Raw genomic sequence first — 23,703 nt, 5'->3', positions numbered from 1 at the left:
AAATCTAAAAGAATATATTGAGCCCCGAGTAAAACAAGAAAAATAAAAATATATAAAAAGAGAAGATTTTTAACTTTGGTTTATTTGACATTAAAACATCTTTATATAATTACTACACTTATTATTCTATTATATATATATATATATTGTCAAGTTATATTTATTTTAGTATACTCAAAATTTCTTCTTGTGTTAAAGCATCAACTAAAATATACTTAGCATCTATGAATCGATATTTGTCTTTTGACAGGCGTGCTATAAAATCCTGATATTCAATATCTCCTGCGCCTTGATAAGATTCTTCATCATCCGGATCGCCGTTAATAATAACTAGGGATAATTTCCAAGAACTTATATCTTCATCTTTTACTATGTTTATATTCCTGTATTCTACACTCGGCTTATAGGGCAAAATGGTTTCTACTTCTTGGGTTAAAGTATAAAGCCCAATAATTTTTTTTGTAGCATTATCCTCAAAAAACATCTGATTTGCTGAAAAAGCATCTAAATACTGAATATCTTTAAAGAATTTACTAAATGCTTCTATTGGATTTTCAGAATTTAAAAATCCTTCGACAATCGTATGGTTAATAGCTACTTCGCGGAAAATTCCAAAACTGATGTACTCATCCGTATCTTTATTTTCAAAATAAGATTTTATTCCGAATAAGATATCCTCGGTATAATTAAATTGATCAATATCCTCGACTGTAAAATGTTCCCCTCTTTCACTGACAATATCACTCCCTAACTTCCGGGCTAAATCTTTAATATAGGTGAGAGCAATTTGCCAATCTTCATTTGTGCTTGGCGTGAAAACTCTCACAACATACTGATTAAACTCCTTTGCAAAAGAGAGCTCAAACCCGCGAGAGCTTTCCCCATATACTCCGCATAGCAAACATTCATAATCGGCAACAGACGAGTTATAGAATTTTTCTAAATCGAAATTATTTTGTGTTTCATCAAAAGCAAATTGCTCTATCTTTTGTGAAGAAAACCCTAAACATTCTTTTACGGTCATGGGTGTTTTACTTTTTAAAAAAATCTTTTTGTTGTTAATATAAAATGATACGCTCATAATGTCCTCCATTGTATCTGACAAATTTATTTATGGATGTTTATTTTTTTCCATGTTATATAATCTTTTTTTACCTTCATATCTTTTAGCATAGTCCATGCCTCTAAAGCGTCTTTTCTTGTTGCATTTTTTTCATTTGCCAGATAATCGCTTATAAAGTTATTAAATTTACAGGATGGAATTTGCGGAAGCTTTTCTTCAGTTTTATTTAATCGAATATATTCGCAAACGACATCATTATAAGTTATTTTTTCGCCATTAGAAAGCTTATTTTCAATCCAACGATTAAGCCAATATTTTGCGCCTGATTTCGGTTTTAATCCCGGAACTCGTTTATCCATTTCACTATTGATGAATTCCCATGTTTCTTTTTTGTTTCTAAAATTTTTAACATAACTATGATTATTCAATATGTCTATATTCCGGTTTTTAATCCGAAAACTATTCTTTTTATTTACCGTTCCGATTTCCAAAAATTGAATAATCATGTCTTCAAGCTGATCCTTTCGTGTTCTTGAATCAAAAGGAATTTCAAGCGACTTTGCTAGTGCTTTGAGTTCACTCATATACCAATATTTATTCTCAAGTTCTTTTATTGTCATAGAATCTTTTGCTTATGTGCAGTAATTATTGTGTAACTGTATGCATTAACGGTTATAATAATTTTCCATAATCACGTTTTGCATAAAATATATGCATTATAGTAACTATTTTTTTATTATCATCAATTAAATATATGGTTTTATTATACCATAATAATACCTTTATGCCTATAGTAAATACTTTTTTATTTCACTATGAATTTTCACATAATCATAGGGAGAAAAATTAAAACTTATAGTTCTTCAATCTAACCTGACACTTACTTTCTCAACATACTCACAAATTCCTTTCAGTTTTTCTTCCAAGCCCCATGGCGGATTTGTGATTAAAAGGCCTGAGCCTTGTAAGCCGTATTCATTTTCAGAATCTATCTTGTTTGAAAAATGTTTAACCTCAATGTTTAATATTTTATTGTTCATGGCCTTACTGATTCGGCTTTTTAAATTTCGGCACTCTTCAATTTTATGATTCAATATGGGATACCAAATTATAAAGATGCCTATAGGCCATTTTTTAGAGACCTTTTCGACAGCTTCTGCAATCGCTGTATAGTCCGAGTCGACTTCGTAGCTGGGATCAAATAAGGCAAAGCCCCGGATAGGGAGAGGCGGCGTAAGAGCCCTGACAGCCTCATAGCAATCCCTTTTATGTACATGAACATTTTCTACACGCTTATAAATTTCTTTTAATTTTTCAGCTTCGGCAGAATGTAAATCGCATAAAATCAAATCGGATTCTTTTTGTAAAAATGAACGGATAATTTCGGGAGAACCGGCATAAGAGGAATCTTTATCATAATTTTTTAGGCAAAAATCCAGATAGGCCTTAAGGTCTTCAGGTATCGGAAGAGGCAGTTTTTCTTTTTTATATAAATCTAAAAAACGGATTATCCCCTCTTCCGCTTCGCCGGTTTTTAAACTCCACTCGCTTAAAAGATTATAGGAAGCGCTTCCTGCATTTAAATCGAAGGCCGTAAACGGCTTTTGCTTTTGGGTGTAGAGTTTTAAAAAAGAAAAGAGAGCCGAGTGCTTAAAAACATCGGCCTGATTTCCTGCATGAAAACCGTGTCGATAACTCAGCAAATTTTAAACCCTCTTATTACACCAAACCCCTTTGCGGTAGTGATATAGAATAACCATAAATTCGGCTGCCTCCGAAAAAATATATGAAGTCCAAACGGCAAATAAGGGAAGGTGTAAAATATTTACAACCAAAAATAAAAACGGGATTTGTACAAACCATCGAGAGCCCAAGGTAGAGTAAAGTATGGGCCTTGTATGACCCGAACCCGAAAAGACCACAGCGAGCCCCAATCCCATAGATAAAATTATAAAGGACGGATAAAATATACGCAGCATTAAACTTCCCTGCAAAAGCATCGACGGATCATTTGGGAAGAAAAACCGCAAAAAAGTTTGAGGCGTTCCCATAATTATAACTGCAAAAAGTCCTACTACAGAGGCTGACATAAAAGCGTTTATCTTAGAAGTAAGTCTTGCTTCCTTAACATTATCTCGGCCGAGGCTTTGACCTACCAGAGTTGCGCCTCCCATATTAAATCCAAAAATAGGCATAAAAGCAAACTGTGAAAGCTTACCTCCGACACCTGCAAGAGCAACTGCATCGGCACCGTAAACTGTTACGAATTTCATAATCGTTACCTGAGCAAAACTGCGGACGAGGGAATTAATACCTGAAGGAAGTCCTATAAGTAAAAGGTCGGTATCTATTTTTTTGTCAAGTCTAAAAAGACCTTTAAAGCTTATTTTTACCTTGCGCCTTCCGCTTAAGAGAATCAAAAATCCGTATAAGAAACTTATAGTTCGGGCTGTTACCGTTGCAAGGGCTGCACCAAAAACACCCATACCTAAGCCCGGGATGCTTGTTCCGGGAATTATATCGAACATAAAAACAGGATCTAAAACCAAGTTTATGATGGTGGATATTATCATAATGTGCAAGGGTGTTTTTGCATCTCCGGTACATCTAAAAATCGTATTTACCGAATACGAAGAAAACATTACAGGAATAAAAAAGATTCTAAGCCATCCGTATTCTAAAGCGGAATTTAAAACTTCTTGATCCGGAAGAAAAAACCATAAAATCGGTTTTAAAAAAAGAGCCAAAAGGGAGCCAGATATTACTGCAAGGACAACCTTAAAGCTGATAGTCTGTTCGGCAATACGCTGAGTCTTTTCCATATCGCCTCGGCCGTAGTTTTGAGAAATCATCGACACGGAACTGGCCCCTGCGACTTCATTTAAAATAGTAAAAAGCATATATATGGAAGAAAAGAGGGTAACACCTGAAAGAGCCGTCTTAGATATCTGTCCTACCCAAACCATATCGACAATATCATAAAAGTTTTGCAAGCCTGCTGAAATCATCGTAGGATAAGCCAGCTTCCATAAATTTTTTGATATTTTTTTAAGTTTTAATTGAAGATCGGTTTCATCACAAACACACTTTGAGCAAGATAGATTCTCCATAATAGCATACTCTCCTTTAGGCTTTTAAATCGGCAATCTCCCAATTATCAATTATACTTTTTTTGAAGAAAAAAGATTTTTAAAGATTGACGGTTTTATCTCTCCATCTTTTTTTAAATTATTTTTTAGGCTTATCTTTCCGCCGGAAAAGTTATAGATGTGTTCTTCAGAGGCAACAACTAAAAGAACATCATCATCTTCGAATTTATACTCAGGGTCATCCATAAAAATAAAGTCTTCGCTTTCTTTTTTTCGGCGGGCTATGATGTTTACGCTCATATCTTTTCGGATATTGGATTCGGCAAGGCTTTTACCGACATATCTTGCTTCCACTCCTACTTCGGCAAGGGCAAGATTTTTTGAAATAGGCATAAATTTAAGAAGGAGGTCGGCGGCTAAAATAGGGGTTGTTCTTTTAGCTGCTTCACTGTCAGGATAAATTACACTGGTGGCTCCGACAGTTTTTAAAAGTCTTCCGTGTTCGTCGGATTGGGCACGCACAACAATATTTGCAATGCCTAAATTTTTTAAGATTGTCGTACTAATTACTGAAAGCTCCACCTTGCGGCCGAAGTCTACGATTACCGTATCCACCTTGGAGGGAAGAATTTTGCGTACCGAAAGCTCGCTTATTTCTTCAAGGACAATTGCAGAAGAAGCCTTTGGTTTATACATTTCGATAAGATCTTTATTTTGCTCGATGATTATAACCTCAGCTCCGATTTTTATAAGCTCATCCAGCATCCTTACTCCGAAGGTACCCAAGCCCATAATCGCAAATTTTTTCATAAACTTTACCTATTCTTCATCGCGGGCAACAACATCAAGCCCGATAAGCATATCGGGACTTTCAATATCCAATATTCTTACACCCTGTGCAGACCTTCCCATAGTGCCGACAGAGTCTACATTGATGCGGATAGTTTTTCCCTGACCCGTTATGCAGACAACCTCATCGTCATCAAAAACCGTAAGAAGCCCTACAACTTCTCCCGTTTTTTCCGAAAGGGTATAGATGCGCTGTCCGCCGGTTCCTCTTCCGTGAGCTGAAAATTCGGAAAAGTCCACGCGCTTGCCGTAACCGTTTTCGGTCATAACAAGCATTTTTTGATTTTCCGTTACTCGAAGCGCTCCTGTAAGCTCATCCTCGGAAGAAAGCTTTATTCCGGTAACACCTCGCGACGAACGCCCTTGAGAGCGGATGTCCTCTTCGCTTGTGCGGAGGGCTTGACCTCGGCGGGTAATCAGCATAATTTCGTCTTTGCCGCCTGTAAGAATTGCACTTACCAGTTTATCGCCCTCATCGAGTTTTATCGCTATGATTCCGCGGGTTTTTGCATTTGCAAAATTATCGGTTGTTACTTTTTTTACAACACCGCCTGCTGTTGCCATCAAAAGATAGGTCTTATCGTCGAATTCTTTTAAGGAAACAACAGCCGTAATTTCTTCATCAGAAGAAACGGAAAGAAGGGATTTTATGTGAGAGCCGCGGCTTGTTCTGCTTGCTTCCTGTATTTCATGCACCTTTAACCAGTAGGCCTTTCCCGCATTTGTGATAAACATAATGTAATCATGGGTTGAGGCAGTAAAAATCTGATCCAAAAAGTCATCTTCGGCAAGGTTTGCGGAATTGGAACCTTTGCCTCCCCTGTTTTGGCTCTTATAGGCTGTGGCAGGAATACGCTTAATATATCCGAGGTGAGAAATTAAAATAACCATCTCTTCTTTTTTGATAAGGTCTTCGATATTGAGCTCTTCAACCTCATCGGCTACTATATCGGTCTTGCGTTCATCTCCGAACTTTTCAGCTATCTCGTTAGTTTCTTCCTTTATTAGAGCTAAAATCTTTTCGGGATGGGCAAGGAGGTCTTTTAAGTGAGCGATTAGAACCTGCAATTCCTGTAACTCTTTTCGGAGGTCTTCAATTTCCAAGCTGGTCAAACGCTTTAGCTGCATATCGACTATGGCCTGAGCTTGAACATCATCAAAGCCGAACCTTTCCATCAAGTTGTTTTTTGCCGTTTGCGGATCTCGGGATGACCTTATTATTTTGATAACTTCATCTATGTTGTCGATGGCGACGATGAGGGCTTCCAAGATATGAGCCCTTTCTTCCGCCTTACGCAAATCGAATTTTGTTCTGCGGGTAACTACATCGACTCTGTGCTCAACAAAGTATTTTACAAGAAGTTTTAAGTTGAGAGTTTCAGGTCTTCCGTTTACAAGAGCAAGGTTTATAACTCCGAAAGAAGATTGCAGAGCTGTCTTTGCAAAGAGCTGGTTTAAAACAACCTTTGTAATAGCCCCCCTCTTTAGCTCTATAACAATACGCAATCCCGTTCTATCCGAAGTTTCATCGTTTACATTTGCGATTCCGTCTATAATTTTTTCGCGGGCCAGTTCTCCGATACGGGATACAAGGGTGGTCGTATTTACCTGATAGGGTACTTCGGTAAAGACTATAGTTTCTTTTCCTTTTTTATCGACCTCGATTGTAAATTTACCGCGTACCAAGATTTTTCCGCGGCCTGTCTTAAAGGCTTGTTTTATTCCCTTCCGTCCGTAGATAACTCCGCCTGTCGGGAAGTCGGGGCCCTTCATATATTTACAAAGCTCGTCTATTTCGATTTCGGGATTGTCTATGTAGGCTGAAACCGCATCGGCTATTTCGCGTAAGTTATGGGGCGGCATATTGGTTGCCATACCGACGGCAATTCCGCTTGAACCGTTTGCAAGCAAGAAGGGGAATTTAGCCGGAAGAACGGTCGGCTCCTTTGTAGAATCGTCAAAGTTCGGAATAAAATCGACTGTTTCTTTTTTTATGTCCTCGACCATGGTTTCGGCTATTTTGGCCATCTTAGCTTCCGTGTATCGGTAAGCTGCGGGCGGGTCGCCTCCTATGGTTCCGAAGTTTCCTTGAGGATAAATAACCGGATAGCGGAGAGAGAAGTCCTGTCCAAGGCGGACGAGGGCATCATAGACCGAAGCGTCGCCGTGAGGGTGGTAACTTCCTAATACATCACCTACAATCTTAGCACACTTTCGGGTGGGGCCTGAACTGCGTAAGCCCTTTTCCTCCATTGAATAAAGGATTCGCCTGTGAACGGGTTTTAGACCGTCCCTTACATCGGGCAGGGCTCGGCTTACGATAACTGACATTGAATAATCTATGTAGGCTCTTTTTACTTCATTTTCGATAGGAATCGGAATTACGGCTCCGCCTTCCTTAGTTTCTATCTCTTCCACGCATTATACTCCTAAATTCGAGGCATTTTAGCATAAAAAAGGGGCTTGGTCAAGGAATGGAGAAAATTCAAATATCTGCAAACCGGAAAAGCGCCACTAGCCGCAAGAATAAAGCAGCATAAAATAAAAAAACAGATTACCGAGCATTCCCGATAATCTGTTTTTTAAAAATTCTTATATCAAATCTATTCGAGTAATCTTGCCTCGATTATCTGGCTGAATTCAAAGTTTTCGATTTGGAGATAATAAGAAGCAACGTCCATTAAGGCTGCCATCGGGGTGAGGCCGACAATTTCGGTACCGACGATATTTACGCCATAGCGTTTTGCTTCCATCTTTACCATTTCGTAGGACTGATAGAGAGAAGTCTTTGTATAGTCCGTCATGTTCATTGAAACTTGAACAATGCCGCGCTCCGTAAGGTCTACACCCATTGCTTTAACAAAGCGTAAACCGCCTCCTAAAAAGCGTACCTTTTTTGCAATCTTATCTGCGATTGAAAGATCGTTTGTTGCCAAGTTTACGTTAAAGGCAACGAGGGGCATTCGGCAGCCGACTGCTGTAACTCCTGCAGAAGGATGAATTTCCGTTCCGCCGAAATCGGGCTTCCATTCGGGCTGCTTTACCTTTTCAGCCATTCCTTCAAACTGTCCCTTTCGGATATTGGAAAGGTTTTCACGTGCAGGGGCAGATGCCGATTTTTCGTATAAAAATACGGGTATCTTGTGCTGCTCCCAGATGAGTTTTCCAACCTCTTTGGATAATTCGATACATTCTTCCATTGTAGAATTTTTAATCGGGATAAAGGGCACAACATCGGTAGCTCCCATTCTGGGGTGGGCTCCCTCATGCTTGCGCAAGTCGATGAGGCTGGCTGCTATTCCGATAGCTTCTACTACGGTTTTTTTAAGCTCTTCAGGCTCACCGATTACGGTTACAACAGAGCGGTTATGATCTTTGTCGGATTCATAATCAAGCAGTTTTACATTTTCTTTTCCGCGGAAGGGGGCTATAATCTTTTCCAAAACTTCAGGATCGCGGCCATTACTAAAGTTGGGAACACATTCAATTATTTTATTCATCATAAAAAACTCCTAAGACCTTCAACGTCTTTGGTAAGTGTAACACAAAAAAAGGTCTTAGACAAGATAATAATACCGGTTTATAATAAATATTGTAATTTATATAAAAATCAGCAAAATTCCATAAAATTTTGAAGAAATGACATATTTTCAATATAATAATATTGAAGAAACCGCATTATTTAGCTTTTAAAATCTTGAAGAAACAACGTTTTTATACTAAAATAATATTGAAGAAACCGCATTATTTGGCTTTTAAAATCTTGAAGAAACAACGTTTTTATACTAAAATAATTTTGAAGAAAGTGAGGCATACTATGGTTTTTAGAAGAAAAGTTTATGATAAATTATTAAGATGGAAAAATGAAAATTCAAAATCCTACAGTGTTCTTTTGGAGGGAGCAAGGCGAGTTGGAAAATCAACCATAGCGGAAGAATTTGCTAAAAATGAGTATGCTTCCCATATTTTGATTGATTTTGCAAATATATCCAATGCCGTAAAATCCTGCTTTGATGATATTCATAACCTTGATATGTTCTTTTTGAGATTACAGGCAGCGACAGGAAAAAACTTGATAGAAAATGACAGCGTAATTATCTTTGATGAAATTCAACTTTTCCCAAAGGTACGGCAGGCAATAAAATACTTGGTCAAAGACGGCCGATACCACTACATTGAAACAGGATCCTTGATTTCAATTAAAAAAAATGTAAAGGATATTTTGATTCCGTCAGAAGAAATGAAAATTGCTGTTCACCCTATGGATTTTGAAGAATTCCAATCGGCAATTCAAGGGAATACCTATCAGTTAAGCAAAGAAGTATATAAAAGCGGGAAGAGTGTCGGCGGACAAATACACCGAAAATGGATGAGAGATTTTAGATTGTATATGGCCGTAGGAGGAATGCCGCAGGCAGTTGAAGCATATTTGGAGGGAAAAAATTTTACCGAAATCGATAAAATAAAAAGAGGTATTATAAATCTTTATGAAGACGACTTTAAAAAGATAGATCCTTCAGGCAGGGTTTCAGCCCTATATCATTCCGTACCTGCCCAACTTTCAAAAAACGGAAAAAGATATATCCAATCACAAGCTACCGGCAAACGAAAAAGCGTAAAAGATGAAGAAATACTCTATGATTTGATTGATTCAAAAACCGTCCTTATTTCTTATAATACTACAGACCCAAGAATCAGTCTTTCTTTGACCAAATCGCCTGAAAGCTATAAACTTTACTTGGCAGATACGGGGCTTTTTATAAGTCTTATGTTTATGGATAGGCCGGAGGCTGTTAATGACATTTACACAAAATTATTATCCGATAAACTACCGGCTAATCTTGGCTATCTATATGAAAATGCAGCAGCCCAAATGATAGCCGCCGCAGATCATGAGCTTTATTATCACACTTGGGATAAAGAAAAAAGCACCCACTATTATGAAATTGATTTTTTAATTTCTCAAGGTGCAAAAGTAAAGGCAATAGAAGTAAAATCTTCGGGTATGGGCAGACATGAATCTTTAAAGATATTCCGTAAAAAATATTCCAAGGTCCTAACCTCCTCAATCTTAGTTTCCTCTAAAGATAGAAAAACAGAAGACGGCATAGACTTTTTGCCGGTGTACATGCTGGATTTTGCGGTTAGGTAGATTGAAAAAATTCTTATAATCTCTATGTATCTTGCCGTTAATCGATAAAAGATGTATACTCTAATTGTAAAGTAAGCATAACTTTAATACAATTTTGGAGGAACTATGAAATTTAATATTGCAAAAAAAGGCGGTGTAGCTGCCCAGTTGGTTTTTGAGGAGAAAATTGAAGGCGGCTATCTTAATCATTTGAAGGAAAAAGAATTATTTTCCGGAAAAGCGGAAGAGGTTTATTATACTCTCGACTCCAATCTTAAAGCTCAGCTTTTTATCGGTCTGGGTAAAGAAGAAAAAATTGACTTGGAAGTTTTAAGAAAAACCTTTTTTAACGCAGCAAGTGAGCTTTTAAAGAATAAGGTAGAAGAAGTCGAGCTCAACATCCCTAAACTTAACAATCTATGTAATTATAAGATGGCTGAGGCTATTGCAGAAGGTATGCTCCATGCCACCTATAAATATGATAAGTTTAAAAGCGATCGTAAAGAACAAACCGAAATTACGGTTAATTATAATCCTGAAAAAGGCAAGGAAGACAGAGCCGAAAAAGGTATAAACGAAGCCGTCAAGCTCATGGAAGCGGTTTTCTTAACCAGAGACTTGGTAAACCAGCCGGCAAATGTAATCTATCCTGAAACTCTGGCCCAAATTGCCAAAGAAAAACTTGAAGCAAAGGGTGTCAAGGTTACAATCCACGGCAAAAAAGAAATTGAAAACCTCAAAATGGAAGCCTTCCTCAACGTAGCCAGAGCAAGCACCAAGGAACCTAAACTCATCGTTATGGAATACTACAATAATCCCGGTTCCAATGAAAAAATCGCTCTTGTCGGTAAGGGCTTAACCTATGACAGCGGCGGATACGCAATTAAACCGGCTACAAGCATGGTTGATATGTTCACGGATATGGGAGGTTCAGGTACGGTCATCGGAGCAATGCACGCACTGGCCGACCTCAAAGCAAAGGTAAACGTTGTCGCTGTTGTTGCTTCTTGCGAAAATATGATTTCGGGAGACGGCTACAGAAACGGCGATATTATCGGTTCAATGAGCGGTAAAACTATCGAAATTATTAACACCGATGCTGAAGGCCGCTTAACCTTAGCCGATGCCGTTTATTATGCTACAAATAATTTGGGAGCTACTAAGCTGATTGACCTTGCAACCCTTACCGGCGCTTGTGTGTCAGCTCTTGGAGAACAGGTCAGCGGTGCAGTTACAAACAATGATGAGTTCTTTTCAGAACTTGTTAAGGCAAATGAAAGAGCCGGCGAAATTGTTTGGAGAATGCCTACTATCGAATATTATAAAAAAATGAACGAATCGAAAGTTGCAGATATAAAAAATTCGGGCGGAAAGTTAGGCGGAATGATGACGGCCGGTCTATTCGTCGGTTCCTTTCTTGCAAAAGAAGATATCCCGTGGATTCACATTGATATAGCCGGAACTGCCTACATTACCGAAAAATTCGGCTACCTAAAAGAAAATGCCACAGGAACCCTTGTAAAAAGTCTTTACTATATGCTAAGCAAAGAAGCTTAAATAGCTCTTACTCATGCCGCAGGAAAGCAAATATCTTTCCTGCGGTTATTTTTCTATCTGTTGAAAATATCTTTAAAATTATGATATAATGACGTCTTTACGGAAATATTATTTTCTAGTGAGGACAAAATATGAAAAAGTATAATTATGAAACCAAGGGCGGCAATACGGCTCAAGACCGCCTATATGAAATTTTTAATGATAATACGAAAATTGCAAAAGATGAAATAAATTCTTTACAGACATACTTTAGATTGATTCACATAAGGATTCAACTTGTAATTATTATTATTGCATTTTGCTTTGAGTTCTCTTACTATTTTATTTTTCAAAACCAAATGCCCTTATCTTTTAACAAATATTTTTTAAAATACATAATGTTACCCTTTGTTATTAACTTTCTATTATATATTATCACAAAAATACTTAATCAAAAATTTTACGACTCAAAAAAGAAAAATTATCTTGTAATGATGAGCTCCTTATTGCAATCTTTTCTTTATATTGTAGTCCATCAACTTTTTGTTACAATTTATGCAGGTTTATTATTAATGATTTTTTTGTCAACTATTTATCACGATAAAAAATTAACAAGACTTACATCATTAATATCTTTTATGGGAGCAATCTTAGCCGTCTTTGTTATAAAGTATGACGGAGATCATACTATAACAAGCAAGTATATTTCTGATTTTATAGTCATGGTCTTTATTTTCATAGTAGCTCATGTTACGGCAGAATTCGTTATTAACAGCAACAAAGCAGAACACTCTAAAATATTAAAGGCAATCGAGGAAAAGGAAAAATATTGGTACGGAATGATGATAGATGATCTTTCCGGTCTGTACTCCCGAACGGCATTAAGAACTTATATTAATAAATTACAAGATTATAAGGGTGAGCTATTTGTTGTAATGATAGATCTTGATAATTTCAAAAAAATCAACGATACCTATGGGCATCAATATGGTGATAATGTAATAAGAATCTTAGGACAAACTTTTAAGCCTTACTTAGGGGATTCATTTTCTGCATTCCGTTACGGCGGTGATGAATTTTTGACGATAATAAAATCTGATAAGAATCATGCCAATATGCTGATAGCAGAAACCAGAGAGTCTTTTAGAAAAACCTGCTTAACTCAATTTAAAAATTCCGAACTAAGTTTTAGTGCCGGTATAAGCAGATTTTCAAATGATATACCTATAGCTGAGATTATCAAACAAGCCGACTCAGCACTATATAAGGCAAAAAAAGCCGGAAAGAATACAACCGTTATTTACGAGGAGTAACCTTACATTTACCCATGGACGCAAATTCCGATAATAAATCCGATACAAAAATAAATATTTATGTTATAATGGTTATAATAAAAGGAGAATTATGATATGAGTACAAAAAACTTACTTGATGGTGTAGAAGATACATTATATATCCCGCTTGCAGCAAGAATATATGCATCCGAGAAATTTCCTAAATTTTTCTATGATGAAAAAGCATTGTCATTAAAACAATATATACCGACGGATAACATAGAAAAGAATACTACCGAATATTTTTATATGGCTAGTGTTTGCAGACAACAAACAATCGATAAAAAGGTAAAAAAATTTCTTGAAGAAAATATTCAAAGCAATGTAGTGTTTTTAGGAGCCGGCTTAGAAACCGCCTATAATCGTATCAATAATGTTAAATCTAACTTTTATCAAATAGATTTACCTAACGTTATAGATACCAGAAAAAAAGTATTAGGAAATGCAGATAATGAAAAACTGCTCTCAGGGGATATGTTTACTCTTGATTGGGTAAAAGAAATAGATACTTCATTGCCGACTATGATTGTTGTTTCGGGAGTATATCAGTACTTCGATGAAGGTAAAATTATAGAGATGATTAAAAAAATGAAGTCTTTAATTCTTAAAGGAGAATTGGTATTTGACGCAACAAATTCTACCGGATTAAAATTAGCTAATAAATATGTTCAAAAGACCGGTAATGTTAATGCTAAGATGTATTTTAGTGTCGATAACCCAAAGGAATTTGCAAATATTACTGATACAAAACTTATAGAGGTCGATGGATTTTTTGATGGAGCATTAAAACATTGTGAGGGATTAAAATTCCTAACCCGAATATATATGTATTTCGCCGATAAATTGCATAGAACATTGGTTGTTCACTTAAAATTCAATTAGGATTGAGACTAAAAGCTTTTCCTGTGTTTTAGTGTGTTTTTTTATAAAATTATCCTTGATAAATACACAAATATTTGATATAATTTTACTATAAAGCACGGGAGAATGGATATGTACAGAAAAATCAGCAAGGATTTGGAAAAATGGAAGAACAGCAAATATCGTAAACCACTCATATTGCAAGGAGCAAGACAGGTTGGCAAAACCTATTCTATCTTAGAGTTCGGCAGAGAAAATTATGAAAATGTAGTCTATTTCAATTTTGAGATGAATCCTAAGCTAAATGAAACCTTTAAAGAAACCTTAAGCCCCGATTACCTGCTTCCTATACTTTCCAATATTGCGGGTAAGTCCATCGTAAAAGAAAAAACATTGATTGTATTTGATGAAATTCAGCTTTGTGAAGAAGCCTTAACCGCACTAAAATACTTTTATGAAGAAGCACCTGAGTATCATATTCTGGTTGCCGGAAGTCTTCTCGGCGTTGCCGTGAGCAGAAAAAAATTTTCTTTTCCGGTTGGTAAGGTTGATATGAAAACGCTCTATCCTATGGACATGGAAGAGTTCCTCCTTGCTATGGGCGAAGAAATTCTCGTAAAAGAAATAAAAAAAAGCTTTGATACAAATACCCCCCTCTCCGCTGCCTTGCACGATAAGGCAATGATTCTTTATAGAAAATACCTCATCGTGGGAGGAATGCCCGAATGTGTAAAACTTTTTATTGAAACGGAAAATTATATCCTTGTCCGCCACATTCAAAATACTATACTGGCAAGCTATCTAAATGATATGAGTAAGTATAATAACTTAAATGAAATAAAAAAAACCAGACTTGCCTATGATAACATAACCATTCAGTTGTCAAAAAAAAATACACGCTTTCAATATAAAATGATTAAAAGAGGAGGAAGGGCAGCAGAATTTGAAAATGCAATCGAATGGCTGTCTCTTTCAGGTATTGTATCTCTTGTTTATAAGGTAACCCGGATTAAAAAGCCGCTTGAAAACTATCGTGATATAGATTCGTTTAAAGTTTATGTATCTGATTTGGGCCTACTGCTTGCAAAAAAAGATTTGTCGGCAAATGATGTACTTTATATGAATGATGAATTAAATGATTTTAAAGGCGCTATGACGGAAAACTATGTACAGGTTCAGCTTTCTATAAACGGTTATCGAACTTATTATTGGGAATCCGAGCGGGAAGCGGAAATAGACTTTATCATAAAACGAAAAGATAAGATTATTCCTATTGAGGTAAAATCGGCAGATAATACCAGAGCAAAGAGCCTAAAGGTTTATATGGAAACATATGAACCGGAATATGCCGTAAAACTTTCTTCAAAAAATTTCGGCTTTGAAAATAAAAAAAAGATTGTTCCTCTCTATGCCGCTTTTTGTATTTGATCGATACGTGTTATGACAGTCAAGATGTTTTTAATGAATTAGTGAAAGCCTTCGAAGTTTAAATATTTTTTGGTCTTGACAAACCTCATCTCTTTGAAAATTTATCTTAAATAGTATATAATGCAACTATGAATCAAGATAGGGTTAAAGAAATTTTGCTTGAGACGGCGGATACGGAGCTTGAGTTTTCTGTTGTTTTTACGGGAAAGAGCAGCAAAAAGGTAAACGGGCTTTATAAGCCGGACACGCACGAAATTATTCTTCATAATAAGAATTTTGCAAATGATAATGAACTTATTTACACAGCTGTGCATGAATATACTCATCACAAGCAGTGTGAAAAAGAGGGCGGTTTTTATTCAACGCGGGTACACAGCCCCAAGTTTTGGACTCTCTTTCACAGCCTTTTGGCTGAGGCCGAAAAAAAAGGTTTTTATAAAATCACTCTTGAGGAGTCGCCCGAGCTTTTGGAATTAACCGATGAAATCAGACAAGTCATAATGGTAGAAGACGGTAAACTTATGAAAGAACTCGGCCGCCTGCTTGGAAAGGCTCGGCCTCTTTGCAAAAAAGCCGGCGTAAGATATGAGGATTATGTCGATAGGGTGCTCTGCCTTCCGAGGGCATCCGCAACTGCTATCGAAAAAATCAGTGCCTACGATGTAAACCCGGCCATCGGTTATGAAGCGATGAAGTTTGTAGCCAATATAGGCAATGCGGAAAAAAGAGCTGAGGCAGAAGAAATGTTTTTAAATAAGACAAGCCCTGCAACTGTCCGGGGTACAATTTCTAAAAAGAAAGAAGAAGACCCGCGGCGAACCTTAGAAAAAGAAAAACGGCGTTTGGAAAAAACTATTTTAAGTCTTCAGGCTCGGCTTGAAACCGTTGAAAGCAGGCTTGCCAATATGCCGATAAGTCCTTTTATAATCGCAGTGATTTTTTCTATCTTTATGTCCCTGCCTATGATTGGGCAAAACTCTAATCCGATTCCTATTCCTTCCGTTCCTCCTATCCCAGGTATGCCGGAAATCCCTAAACCGAATACAATAAACCCTGTAATACCTCAAGCTCCGGCTGCCCCGGAATTTTTAAAAACAACCAATCAGCCTAAGACTGAAAAAACCTTAACAAGAAAAAAAATAAGCCCTGCCGAAATGATAGAACGCTTAAACTCAAGCCAAGGCGGAGCTTTTGCAAAACGGCTGATGAGTACCCTCATCGAAAATGACGATCAAGGCTTTGATGTTCTAAACAAAATTATCGAGGAACTTTCAAAGGATAATTTACAAGGATTCCCTATTCAAACAGTAGAGTCCAAAAATAAAAAAAGCGTTTTAATAAAGAATTTTAATTTTAACGGAAAAAATATGTTGGAAGAATTCGGCTCCTTTGCCTTATCCGGCATAACGGCCGATGAAAGTTTTTTTATGGCAGCAGAATCAAAGGCTGCGGCAGCAGGTCAAAAAAACGGAGAGCGGTTGTATATTTTTGCAAAACGGAACATAGCCGGAACCTACAAGCTCTTTGTAGAAATAGACCAAGACACCAAAAATCACAGCTCACTGTTTTTTAAGTTTTTTAAAAACTCTCCCTTTGATGCGAAGCTTGACCAAAATATTTTATTTTCTCAAATAAAGACCGATAGACTTGATTTGGATGCGGTTTTTGACCTAACCGCAGAGTAAAGGTAAACTATACAAACATAAACTTATGTAAAAAAATAAAATGGAACAAAAAAAGAAGACTCACCCAAAAGGAGGATAATGAGCGAGTCTAGTGAAAAACAGTGTGTATCGTTTGTGTGTGGCTTGAGTATACTTAAAACGGATAAAAATGTCAAGCATTTTTATAAAAATTTATCTAAAATTTAAACATTAAATTTAAAGAACATAACATCACCGTCATTTACTACATAGGCTTTCCCTTCTTGACGGTAACGCCCTGCTTCCTTTATCTTTTGTTCACTTCCATATTTTACAAAGTCATCAAAGCTGTATACTTCAGCCTTTATAAATCCTTTTTCAAAGTCGGTATGAATAACTCCGGCAGCTTTTGGAGCCGTATCCCCGGCATGAATTGTCCATGCACGGCACTCATCTTCTCCGGCCGTAAAAAAGGTTCTAAGCCCGATTAAGTGATAAGCAGCCCTTGCAAGCTGTGAAAGGCCCGATTCTTCTAAGCCTACCTCAGCTAAAAAGCTTAGGCGTTCTTCTTCACTTTCAAGGTCGGCTAATTCGGCCTCAAACTTTCCGCAAATTACAACGGTATCGGCCCCCTCCGATTCTGCAATCTTTTTAACTGCCGCTATATAGGGATTACTGTCTTGGGCACCTGTTTCATCTACATTGCAAACATACATTTGAGGCTTCATTGTAATTAGATGGGTGTCGTAGATTGCATCTCTTTCATCATCGGTCAAGTCGGCAAGGCGGGCGCCCTTTCCTTCCTGCAAAAGAGGGCGAATTTTTTCGATAGCCCGCATTACAACGGCAGCTTCTTTTTGAGCTTCCTTGCCCATGCGGCTCGCCTTTTCGGCACGCTCGGCTCTTTTATCCAAACTTGCAAGATCGGCAAGAGCGAGCTCGATATTTATCGTTTCAATATCGGAAGCCGGATCTATTTTCCCCGAAACATGGACTATATCATCATTATCAAAACAGCGTACAACATGGGCAATAACTCCGACTTCTCTGATATGGGACAAAAACTGATTCCCTAAACCCTCTCCCTTTGAAGCTCCCTTTACAAGACCTGCAATATCCACAAATTCTACGGTTGCAGGAATTACCTTTTTGGGATTAAAATGTTCAGCTAATTTTTTTAAACGGGCATCGGGTAAACTTACAATTCCTACATTGGGGTTTATTGTACAAAACGGATAATTAGCAGCCTCAGCCGGCGCACTTGTAAGAGCCGAAAATATAGTCGATTTTCCTACATTGGGTAAACCCACAATTCCGCAATTTATAGCCATATCTCTTCCTCCATTACCGCAAGTTTAGTTTTCCCAAATAAGATATTCGGGGCTGTAAACATAGATGCCTTTTTTTGATTTTAAATTTAAAAAGTCAGTGAAGGCTTTGATATCTGCAAAGTTCATCTGCGAAAGCGTCGAAGCATCAATATCTTCTAAAATACTTTTTACCAAAGCTTCCGTAAAAGGCAGGGGCTTTTTTATTTCCTTTACGGAATATTGTCCGCTTATGTTTGCAAGCTCTGCAGCATATTTTACGGCCTCGTCCAAAGAACCCAAAGCATCAACCAATTTTAAATTTAAGGCCTGTTCACCTGAATAGACACGGCCGCCGGCTAACTCTTCAACGGTTTTTTCCGGAAGGTTTCTTCCTCTTGCGACGGTTTCGATAAATGTCTTATATATGTGCATAACTTCCAGCTGCCTTACCTCTTTTTCTTCCAACGAAGGTTCTTCTAAAACGGAATATGAAGGCTTTTGTCCCGAATAAACCAAATCGCTTGTTATGCCCAGATATTTTTTTACGGCTTCCTTAAAGGATGGAGCTGTAGCCAATACACCGATTGAGCCGGTAATTGTGTAAGGGCTTGCAAAAATATAATCTGCAGAAGAAGAAATCCAATAAGCTCCTGAAGCGGCAACAGAACCCATGGAAACTACAACAGGTAAACCTGATGCTTTAGCTCTGTCGATAGCCCGTCTTATTTCTTCCGAAGCAAAAACCTCTCCTCCGCCTGAATTTATTCTTACAACGATAGCCTTTACAGTCGGGTCATCTTGGGCAATATCAAAAAGTTCTACAATTTTATAACTTACGGCAGAGTCATCTATACGCCCTGTACCGGTAGAAGAGATCGCTCCGTTTAGATGAATAACACCTATAGAATTTTGAGAGGGCATTTCTGCAAAATTTGCATTATATGAAGCAGAGCCTATTGTGTTTACATTTACCGAAAATGTTTTACTATCGGCAAAACCTATGTTTGCAGCAAATTCATCGACTGAGGCAATATCGGTAACAAAGCCTTCTTCTAAAGCAGCCTTCGCTCCGTTTCCTTCACATTTTTTTATAAGGGCATTATTGTTTTCGGCGAAAGCTATAATTTTTTCGGGCGGCATACCTCTATTCGCTGCAATATCCGAAGTGTATTTATTCCATAAATCATCGAACATGGATTTTAAATTGGATCTTACATTTTGAGAAAGGCTATCCCGCGAATAAGTTTCTGCCATACCCTTGTAGGTTCCGGCCTGTATCACATTCCACTTGATGCCGAATTTTTCTTCCAATCCTTTAAAAAAGACCGGACGGGAAGCAAAACCTGCAAAGGAGACTTCTCCCAGCGGATCGATGCCTATACGGTCTGCATAAGAAGCCAAAAAGTAAGAGGGAATGGAATAGCCTACAGCATAGGCATATATTTTCTTACCGGAATTTTTAAAGACTTTTAAAGCGTCTCCCAGTTCACTTAAGTGTCCCGATGAGAGTCCGCTCAATTCCGAGAAGTCCAAATAAAGGCTTGTTATCCGTCTATCGAAGGCCGCATTTTTTATCGCCTTTACAATGTCCGAAACGAGGACTGCCGATTTTTTCCCGATTGCGGGAATGCCGGCCAAAAAAATATCCGATTCCTTTTCTGTAAGAATTCCGGAAGGATTTATCATTAGGACAGCCTCATTCGGTACGCGCTCTACTGTTTTTGTGTTAGAGGGTATGCTGCCCATAACCCCCAAAAATGAAAAAAAGAAAAAAAAGAAAATGATGTTTATTATTAGCAAACGTAAAATGTTTATTCCACGAAAAAACGCCATAAAACAACCCTGACGCTTTTTTTGTTCTTGGTTTTCCTGCATATTTATCTCCTAAAAATACAATTTAAGATATCATCATAGCAAAAAAACGTTTTTTTTTCAACCAAACGCATTGCCGTCAATATGTAAAAGAGAAAATATGGGCTGATGATCAAAAAATAACCGATTACGATGATAAGGGGTTCACTGAAATTACTTTTTCCTCTTCACAAGATGACATCATTATGAGATGTATGGCAGAACGAGCCGGTATATTATAATTTTACAAAAAAATACCGATTAGCTTACAAGACTAATCGGTATGAATGCTTACTTAAAAGAGCTGTTATTTTATGGGTTCCAAATGAGCTTGGAAGTGTCTAAGAATCGGGGGTTCCCAGATAATTTTGTAGCCCTTCACCTGAGATGCTCTTTCTTTAATGTTGATTAAAGCTCCTGCAATAACATCTAAGTGAGATTGTGTGTATACTCTTCTCGGAATTGCAAGACGGGCAAATTCGAATTCGGATTTGATTTGTTCTCCGGTTTCGGGATCGTTTCCGAGCATAAAGGAACCGATGTCGCATGTTCGGATTCCGGCTTCTTTATATAACTCTACGCAAAGAGTGTGGCCGGGGAATTGATAGTACGGAATGTGCGGGAACATGGCGTTGGCATCAACATAAACACCGTGTCCGCCTGCCGGGTTTTGAATGGCAACACCTGCATCAAGAAGCTGAGAGGCTAGGTATTCCATAGAAGCGTTTCGGTATTTTAAATATTCTTCATCAATACCTTCGTACAAACCGATAGCCAAGGCTTCAAGATCACGGCCGGCAAGGCCTCCGTAGGTAATAAATCCTTCAAAAGAAATACAGTTACCCTTAATCATTTGATAGATTTCTTGATTGTTTTTAATACCGATCAAACCGCCCATATTAACGATAGCATCTTTTTTGGCACTCATCGTAAAGGTGTCTGCATAGCTGAACATTTCACGGATAATTTCTTTAATAGGCTTATTCTTAAATTCTTCTTCTCTTTGCTTTACAAAGTAGGCATTTTCTGCAAATCGAGCTGCGTCAATATTGAACAAAATGCCGTATTTTTTTGCAACTTTGGCAACATCGCGGATATTCTGAATTGAAACGGCTTGTCCTCCGGCAGAGTTGTTTGTAATAGTCATTACAATCATTCCGACCTTTTCTTTTCCGTGCTCGTTAATAAGCTGTTCAAGCTTTTCGACATCCATGTTTCCCTTAAAAGGTGCATATTCGGAAGGTTTTTTTGCTTCCTTACATACGCAGTCGAGAGGTCTTCCTCCGGCTAAGGTTACGTGAGCTCTGGTTGTGTCAAAGAACATATTTGAAATAGCAACTTGGCCTTTTTTGAGCAGCAAGGGGAATAAAACCTTTTCTGCAGCTCGGCCCTGATGGACGGGCTGGATGAATTCATATCCGAAGATATCCTGTCCTGCTTCAACCAATTTAAAATAGCTTTTTCCTCCGGCATAGGCCTCATCTCCGACCATAACGCCGCCCCACTGCTTATCGCTCATTGCATTAGTTCCGCTGTCGGTCAATAAATCAATGTAGACATCTTCACCGCGTAAGTTAAACATATTGTATTTTGCTTTTTCAAGATATTTGATACGGTCCTCACGCGTTGTCATTTTGATGGGCTCAACCATTTTAATTCTAAACGGTTCCGGTACATACTTTTTCATTAAAAAGCCTCCTATAGTTATTATGACGCTTAGTTTACCACGCCTTTTTTGTACTGTCAAGGTCTTCTTTTTTATCATTCTATTGTAAAGGTAAAAAATATATGATATATTATCTATAACTTTTGATATTAAAGGGGGCGGCAATGATTTTTATTTATTATCTTACGGAAAAAAATTATAATCCGCTATAAAATTTAAAAAAGCAATCAGATGTTTATAGAAAATAAAAAATGACAAGGAGAATTCCGATAATGAAAGCGAAAACCGGCGATGTATACTGTGTGTATAATTCACATTTAAAAAAATATACTGCGTGCCAAATAACCAAGATAGAGGAAGGTGAGAAAAAACCGAAAGCAGTGCTGCTCTGGTTAGATTGGTCGGGTGAACAGCCTCTCAAAGAGGAAGAATTACCTTTACTAAAGCCGCTTTATCAGGACTTTATGTACTGGGAACGAGGCCTGCATCTTTGTAATGTTGATGTCATGGTGCCTGCGAACCATATGTTAATCGGTAACATGCAGCCATTAACCGATGAAAGCACAAATACCTATGCAAGGTCTTGGGGAAACGGATACGAAGTATATCGTCAACTTAAATGGCAGGAGATTCCTAAAGAGCAAAGAGATGCGTTTAAAAAAGCGGAGAGCAGTAAGGAAAAAATTATATTTGCCGGAAAAGAAATGGCCGTTTCCAGATATCGTATACATGATGATGTTCCTTTTGAAAATGTGCTGGAATTAAAAGCCTTTCCATGCTTATCCTATTTGGCATGTAAAAAATGGCATATCGGTTTATATGAATATTTACAATCATGTCCATTTTTAGATGAGCTGGTACTTGAAAATCATCAACAAAAAAAATTGGATTTTTCCAATGCGCATTTACATAGTCTTTCCATTGATATGAACGGTGTAGAAGATCTTTATCTGAATAACGAGTTGGAAGAACTTATTCTGTTAGGTGAAGTAACAAATAACTGTAAAATACATGCTGTTGAAAACGGAGCTTTATTACTTTTAACATCAACTGAAATAGTGCCTAAAATACAGGGGCTAAAAGACTTGGGCAAACTGCATTGCTCAGAGATTACAGAACTTGATGTAGCCGAGATTTTAAAAGCATATCCGATGCTGAAGGAATTGCGGCTATGGGGAAAACCAGGTATTCTTTCTAACCTTTCTATGCTATCCCGATTTACAAAACTGGAGGGCTTTACTACGGTTGATTTATTCGGTTTTTCTGCCGAAGACATTCCGGAGCCGGAACGTTTACCTAACTTACATTGGTTTTGGATGAGCAGCCTGCCGGAAAATGCAGCCAAAAAAGCTAAACAGCTTTATAAAAAGAGAAAAGAAGAGGGGCTTGATCTTTGGATACAAAAGCCGCGAAAACCGGAATGGTTGGCGCAAAACCTTGACAATCCGTTCCGTTCATGGGACGGACAAGAAAATATTTCTGCAGCGAATGCCAAGAAAGCAGCAGATTTATATAAAAAAACAAGAGCCGAAATTCTCAAATTGGGACAAAGTTCGCCGATCGAAGCTGCTCGGACTGCCGAAGCTTTGGTGAGGACATACACTGAAGCCTTTAATAAGATGGACAAACGCAAATATTTTATTGAAACAGTAGAAAGAGAGGATATCTATTGTGCTCTTACAGAACTTTTAGATTTAATACCGCTTTCTCTATCTATCAATAAAGAAAAACTCTTGGAAATTTTTGACCTAACACGGGATTTTTAGGATAAATACCGTTTGAAGAGATTAAGGTCTTGTTGTTAAAAAGCATAAATAAATATGACTGTGAAGATTTTGAAATATTAGGATTATGGTATAATCAAAAAAGAAATAGGATGTCTGGAGAAAAAATGAATAAAATAACATGTATTTGTTTAGGCGTGAGAAATAAAAAAAACAAG

Annotated in this window: 17 protein-coding genes; 7 read left to right on the top strand and 10 right to left on the bottom strand. The window is 37.5% G+C overall.

The window, feature by feature from the left end; all coding sequences use genetic code 11:
* Positions 1-160: 160 nt before the first annotated feature.
* The 7 genes from HO345_RS12280 to ftcD all read right to left on the bottom strand — a co-directional run bounded on the left by HO345_RS12280 (position 161) and on the right by ftcD (position 8,504).
* Positions 161-1,081: a DUF4299 domain-containing protein gene (locus HO345_RS12280; protein WP_253683148.1), complete on the bottom strand. Its 921-nt coding sequence runs from the start codon at positions 1,079-1,081 to the stop codon at positions 161-163.
* 26 nt (positions 1,082-1,107) lie between these two features.
* The gene (locus HO345_RS12275; RefSeq protein ID WP_010698428.1) at positions 1,108-1,683 is read right to left on the bottom strand and encodes an SAP domain-containing protein; all 576 of its coding nucleotides are present in this window, start codon (positions 1,681-1,683) and stop codon (positions 1,108-1,110) included.
* Positions 1,684-1,926: 243 nt separating this feature from the next.
* Positions 1,927-2,766, bottom strand: a complete 840-nt coding sequence (gene rlmJ, locus HO345_RS12270) for a 23S rRNA (adenine(2030)-N(6))-methyltransferase RlmJ (protein ID WP_253683147.1) — start codon at positions 2,764-2,766, stop codon at positions 1,927-1,929.
* Positions 2,767-2,769: 3 nt separating this feature from the next.
* Positions 2,770-4,173: an MATE family efflux transporter gene (locus HO345_RS12265; RefSeq protein WP_253683146.1), complete on the bottom strand. Its 1,404-nt coding sequence runs from the start codon at positions 4,171-4,173 to the stop codon at positions 2,770-2,772.
* Positions 4,174-4,224: 51 nt separating this feature from the next.
* Entirely contained in the window at positions 4,225-4,962 is a 738-nt protein-coding gene (locus HO345_RS12260; protein WP_253683145.1) for a potassium channel family protein, read from the bottom strand.
* A 9-nt stretch (positions 4,963-4,971) separates the two neighbouring features.
* The gene (gene gyrA / locus HO345_RS12255) at positions 4,972-7,419 is read right to left on the bottom strand and encodes a DNA topoisomerase (ATP-hydrolyzing) subunit A (RefSeq protein WP_253683144.1); all 2,448 of its coding nucleotides are present in this window, start codon (positions 7,417-7,419) and stop codon (positions 4,972-4,974) included.
* Between the two features lie 185 nt (positions 7,420-7,604).
* Positions 7,605-8,504, bottom strand: coding sequence for a glutamate formimidoyltransferase (gene ftcD, locus HO345_RS12250; protein WP_010694153.1), 900 nt, complete (start codon positions 8,502-8,504; stop codon positions 7,605-7,607).
* A 314-nt stretch (positions 8,505-8,818) separates the two neighbouring features.
* Here ftcD and HO345_RS12245 point away from each other — a divergent pair, with 314 nt between their 5' ends.
* The 6 genes from HO345_RS12245 to HO345_RS12220 all read left to right on the top strand — a co-directional run bounded on the left by HO345_RS12245 (position 8,819) and on the right by HO345_RS12220 (position 16,976).
* Entirely contained in the window at positions 8,819-10,153 is a 1,335-nt protein-coding gene (locus HO345_RS12245; RefSeq protein WP_253683143.1) for an ATP-binding protein, read from the top strand.
* 105 nt (positions 10,154-10,258) lie between these two features.
* Positions 10,259-11,689, top strand: a complete 1,431-nt coding sequence (locus HO345_RS12240; RefSeq protein ID WP_253683142.1) for a cysteinylglycinase — start codon at positions 10,259-10,261, stop codon at positions 11,687-11,689.
* A 131-nt stretch (positions 11,690-11,820) separates the two neighbouring features.
* Positions 11,821-12,981, top strand: a complete 1,161-nt coding sequence (locus HO345_RS12235; protein ID WP_253683141.1) for a GGDEF domain-containing protein — start codon at positions 11,821-11,823, stop codon at positions 12,979-12,981.
* A gap of 96 nt (positions 12,982-13,077) precedes the next feature.
* Complete coding sequence (locus HO345_RS12230; RefSeq protein WP_253683140.1) at positions 13,078-13,884, top strand: class I SAM-dependent methyltransferase; 807 nt, start codon at positions 13,078-13,080, stop codon at positions 13,882-13,884.
* Between the two features lie 111 nt (positions 13,885-13,995).
* Positions 13,996-15,291, top strand: a complete 1,296-nt coding sequence (locus tag HO345_RS12225) for an ATP-binding protein (protein ID WP_253683139.1) — start codon at positions 13,996-13,998, stop codon at positions 15,289-15,291.
* A gap of 128 nt (positions 15,292-15,419) precedes the next feature.
* Entirely contained in the window at positions 15,420-16,976 is a 1,557-nt protein-coding gene (locus HO345_RS12220) for a hypothetical protein (protein ID WP_253683138.1), read from the top strand.
* A gap of 182 nt (positions 16,977-17,158) precedes the next feature.
* On the opposite strand, the gene ychF is transcribed toward HO345_RS12220, so the two are convergent.
* The 3 genes from ychF to HO345_RS12205 form a co-directional block, all read right to left on the bottom strand.
* Positions 17,159-18,265: a redox-regulated ATPase YchF gene (ychF, locus tag HO345_RS12215; RefSeq protein WP_253683137.1), complete on the bottom strand. Its 1,107-nt coding sequence runs from the start codon at positions 18,263-18,265 to the stop codon at positions 17,159-17,161.
* Between the two features lie 24 nt (positions 18,266-18,289).
* Positions 18,290-20,119: a signal peptide peptidase SppA gene (gene sppA, locus HO345_RS12210; RefSeq protein WP_253683136.1), complete on the bottom strand. Its 1,830-nt coding sequence runs from the start codon at positions 20,117-20,119 to the stop codon at positions 18,290-18,292.
* A 283-nt stretch (positions 20,120-20,402) separates the two neighbouring features.
* Positions 20,403-21,782: a tryptophanase gene (locus HO345_RS12205; protein WP_010694138.1), complete on the bottom strand. Its 1,380-nt coding sequence runs from the start codon at positions 21,780-21,782 to the stop codon at positions 20,403-20,405.
* A gap of 251 nt (positions 21,783-22,033) precedes the next feature.
* Here HO345_RS12205 and HO345_RS12200 point away from each other — a divergent pair, with 251 nt between their 5' ends.
* On the top strand, positions 22,034-23,527 hold the full coding sequence (locus HO345_RS12200) for a gliding motility protein (protein ID WP_253683135.1): 1,494 nt from the start codon (positions 22,034-22,036) through the stop codon (positions 23,525-23,527).
* The last annotated feature ends 176 nt before the right edge of the window (positions 23,528-23,703 follow it).

The sequence above is a fragment of the Treponema denticola genome (genome assembly GCF_024181645.1).
Taxonomy (GTDB): domain Bacteria; phylum Spirochaetota; class Spirochaetia; order Treponematales; family Treponemataceae; genus Treponema_B; species Treponema_B denticola_A.
This window is presented reverse-complemented; position numbering and strand designations above follow the sequence as displayed.

Bases quoted from the DNA above. Each gene is read 5' to 3' on its own strand.
- HO345_RS12280 (WP_253683148.1), bottom strand. From the start codon at position 1,081: ATGAGCGTATCATTTTATATTAACAACAAAAAGATTTTTTTAAAAAGT.
- HO345_RS12275 (WP_010698428.1), bottom strand. From the start codon at position 1,683: ATGACAATAAAAGAACTTGAGAATAAATATTGGTATATGAGTGAACTC.
- HO345_RS12265 (WP_253683146.1), bottom strand. From the start codon at position 4,173: ATGGAGAATCTATCTTGCTCAAAGTGTGTTTGTGATGAAACCGATCTT.
- HO345_RS12260 (WP_253683145.1), bottom strand. From the start codon at position 4,962: ATGAAAAAATTTGCGATTATGGGCTTGGGTACCTTCGGAGTAAGGATG.
- ftcD (WP_010694153.1), bottom strand. From the start codon at position 8,504: ATGATGAATAAAATAATTGAATGTGTTCCCAACTTTAGTAATGGCCGC.
- HO345_RS12245 (WP_253683143.1), top strand. From the start codon at position 8,819: ATGGTTTTTAGAAGAAAAGTTTATGATAAATTATTAAGATGGAAAAAT.
- HO345_RS12240 (WP_253683142.1), top strand. From the start codon at position 10,259: ATGAAATTTAATATTGCAAAAAAAGGCGGTGTAGCTGCCCAGTTGGTT.
- HO345_RS12235 (WP_253683141.1), top strand. From the start codon at position 11,821: ATGAAAAAGTATAATTATGAAACCAAGGGCGGCAATACGGCTCAAGAC.
- HO345_RS12230 (WP_253683140.1), top strand. From the start codon at position 13,078: ATGAGTACAAAAAACTTACTTGATGGTGTAGAAGATACATTATATATC.
- HO345_RS12225 (WP_253683139.1), top strand. From the start codon at position 13,996: ATGTACAGAAAAATCAGCAAGGATTTGGAAAAATGGAAGAACAGCAAA.
- HO345_RS12220 (WP_253683138.1), top strand. From the start codon at position 15,420: ATGAATCAAGATAGGGTTAAAGAAATTTTGCTTGAGACGGCGGATACG.
- ychF (WP_253683137.1), bottom strand. From the start codon at position 18,265: ATGGCTATAAATTGCGGAATTGTGGGTTTACCCAATGTAGGAAAATCG.
- sppA (WP_253683136.1), bottom strand. From the start codon at position 20,119: ATGCAGGAAAACCAAGAACAAAAAAAGCGTCAGGGTTGTTTTATGGCG.
- HO345_RS12205 (WP_010694138.1), bottom strand. From the start codon at position 21,782: ATGAAAAAGTATGTACCGGAACCGTTTAGAATTAAAATGGTTGAGCCC.
- HO345_RS12200 (WP_253683135.1), top strand. From the start codon at position 22,034: ATGAAAGCGAAAACCGGCGATGTATACTGTGTGTATAATTCACATTTA.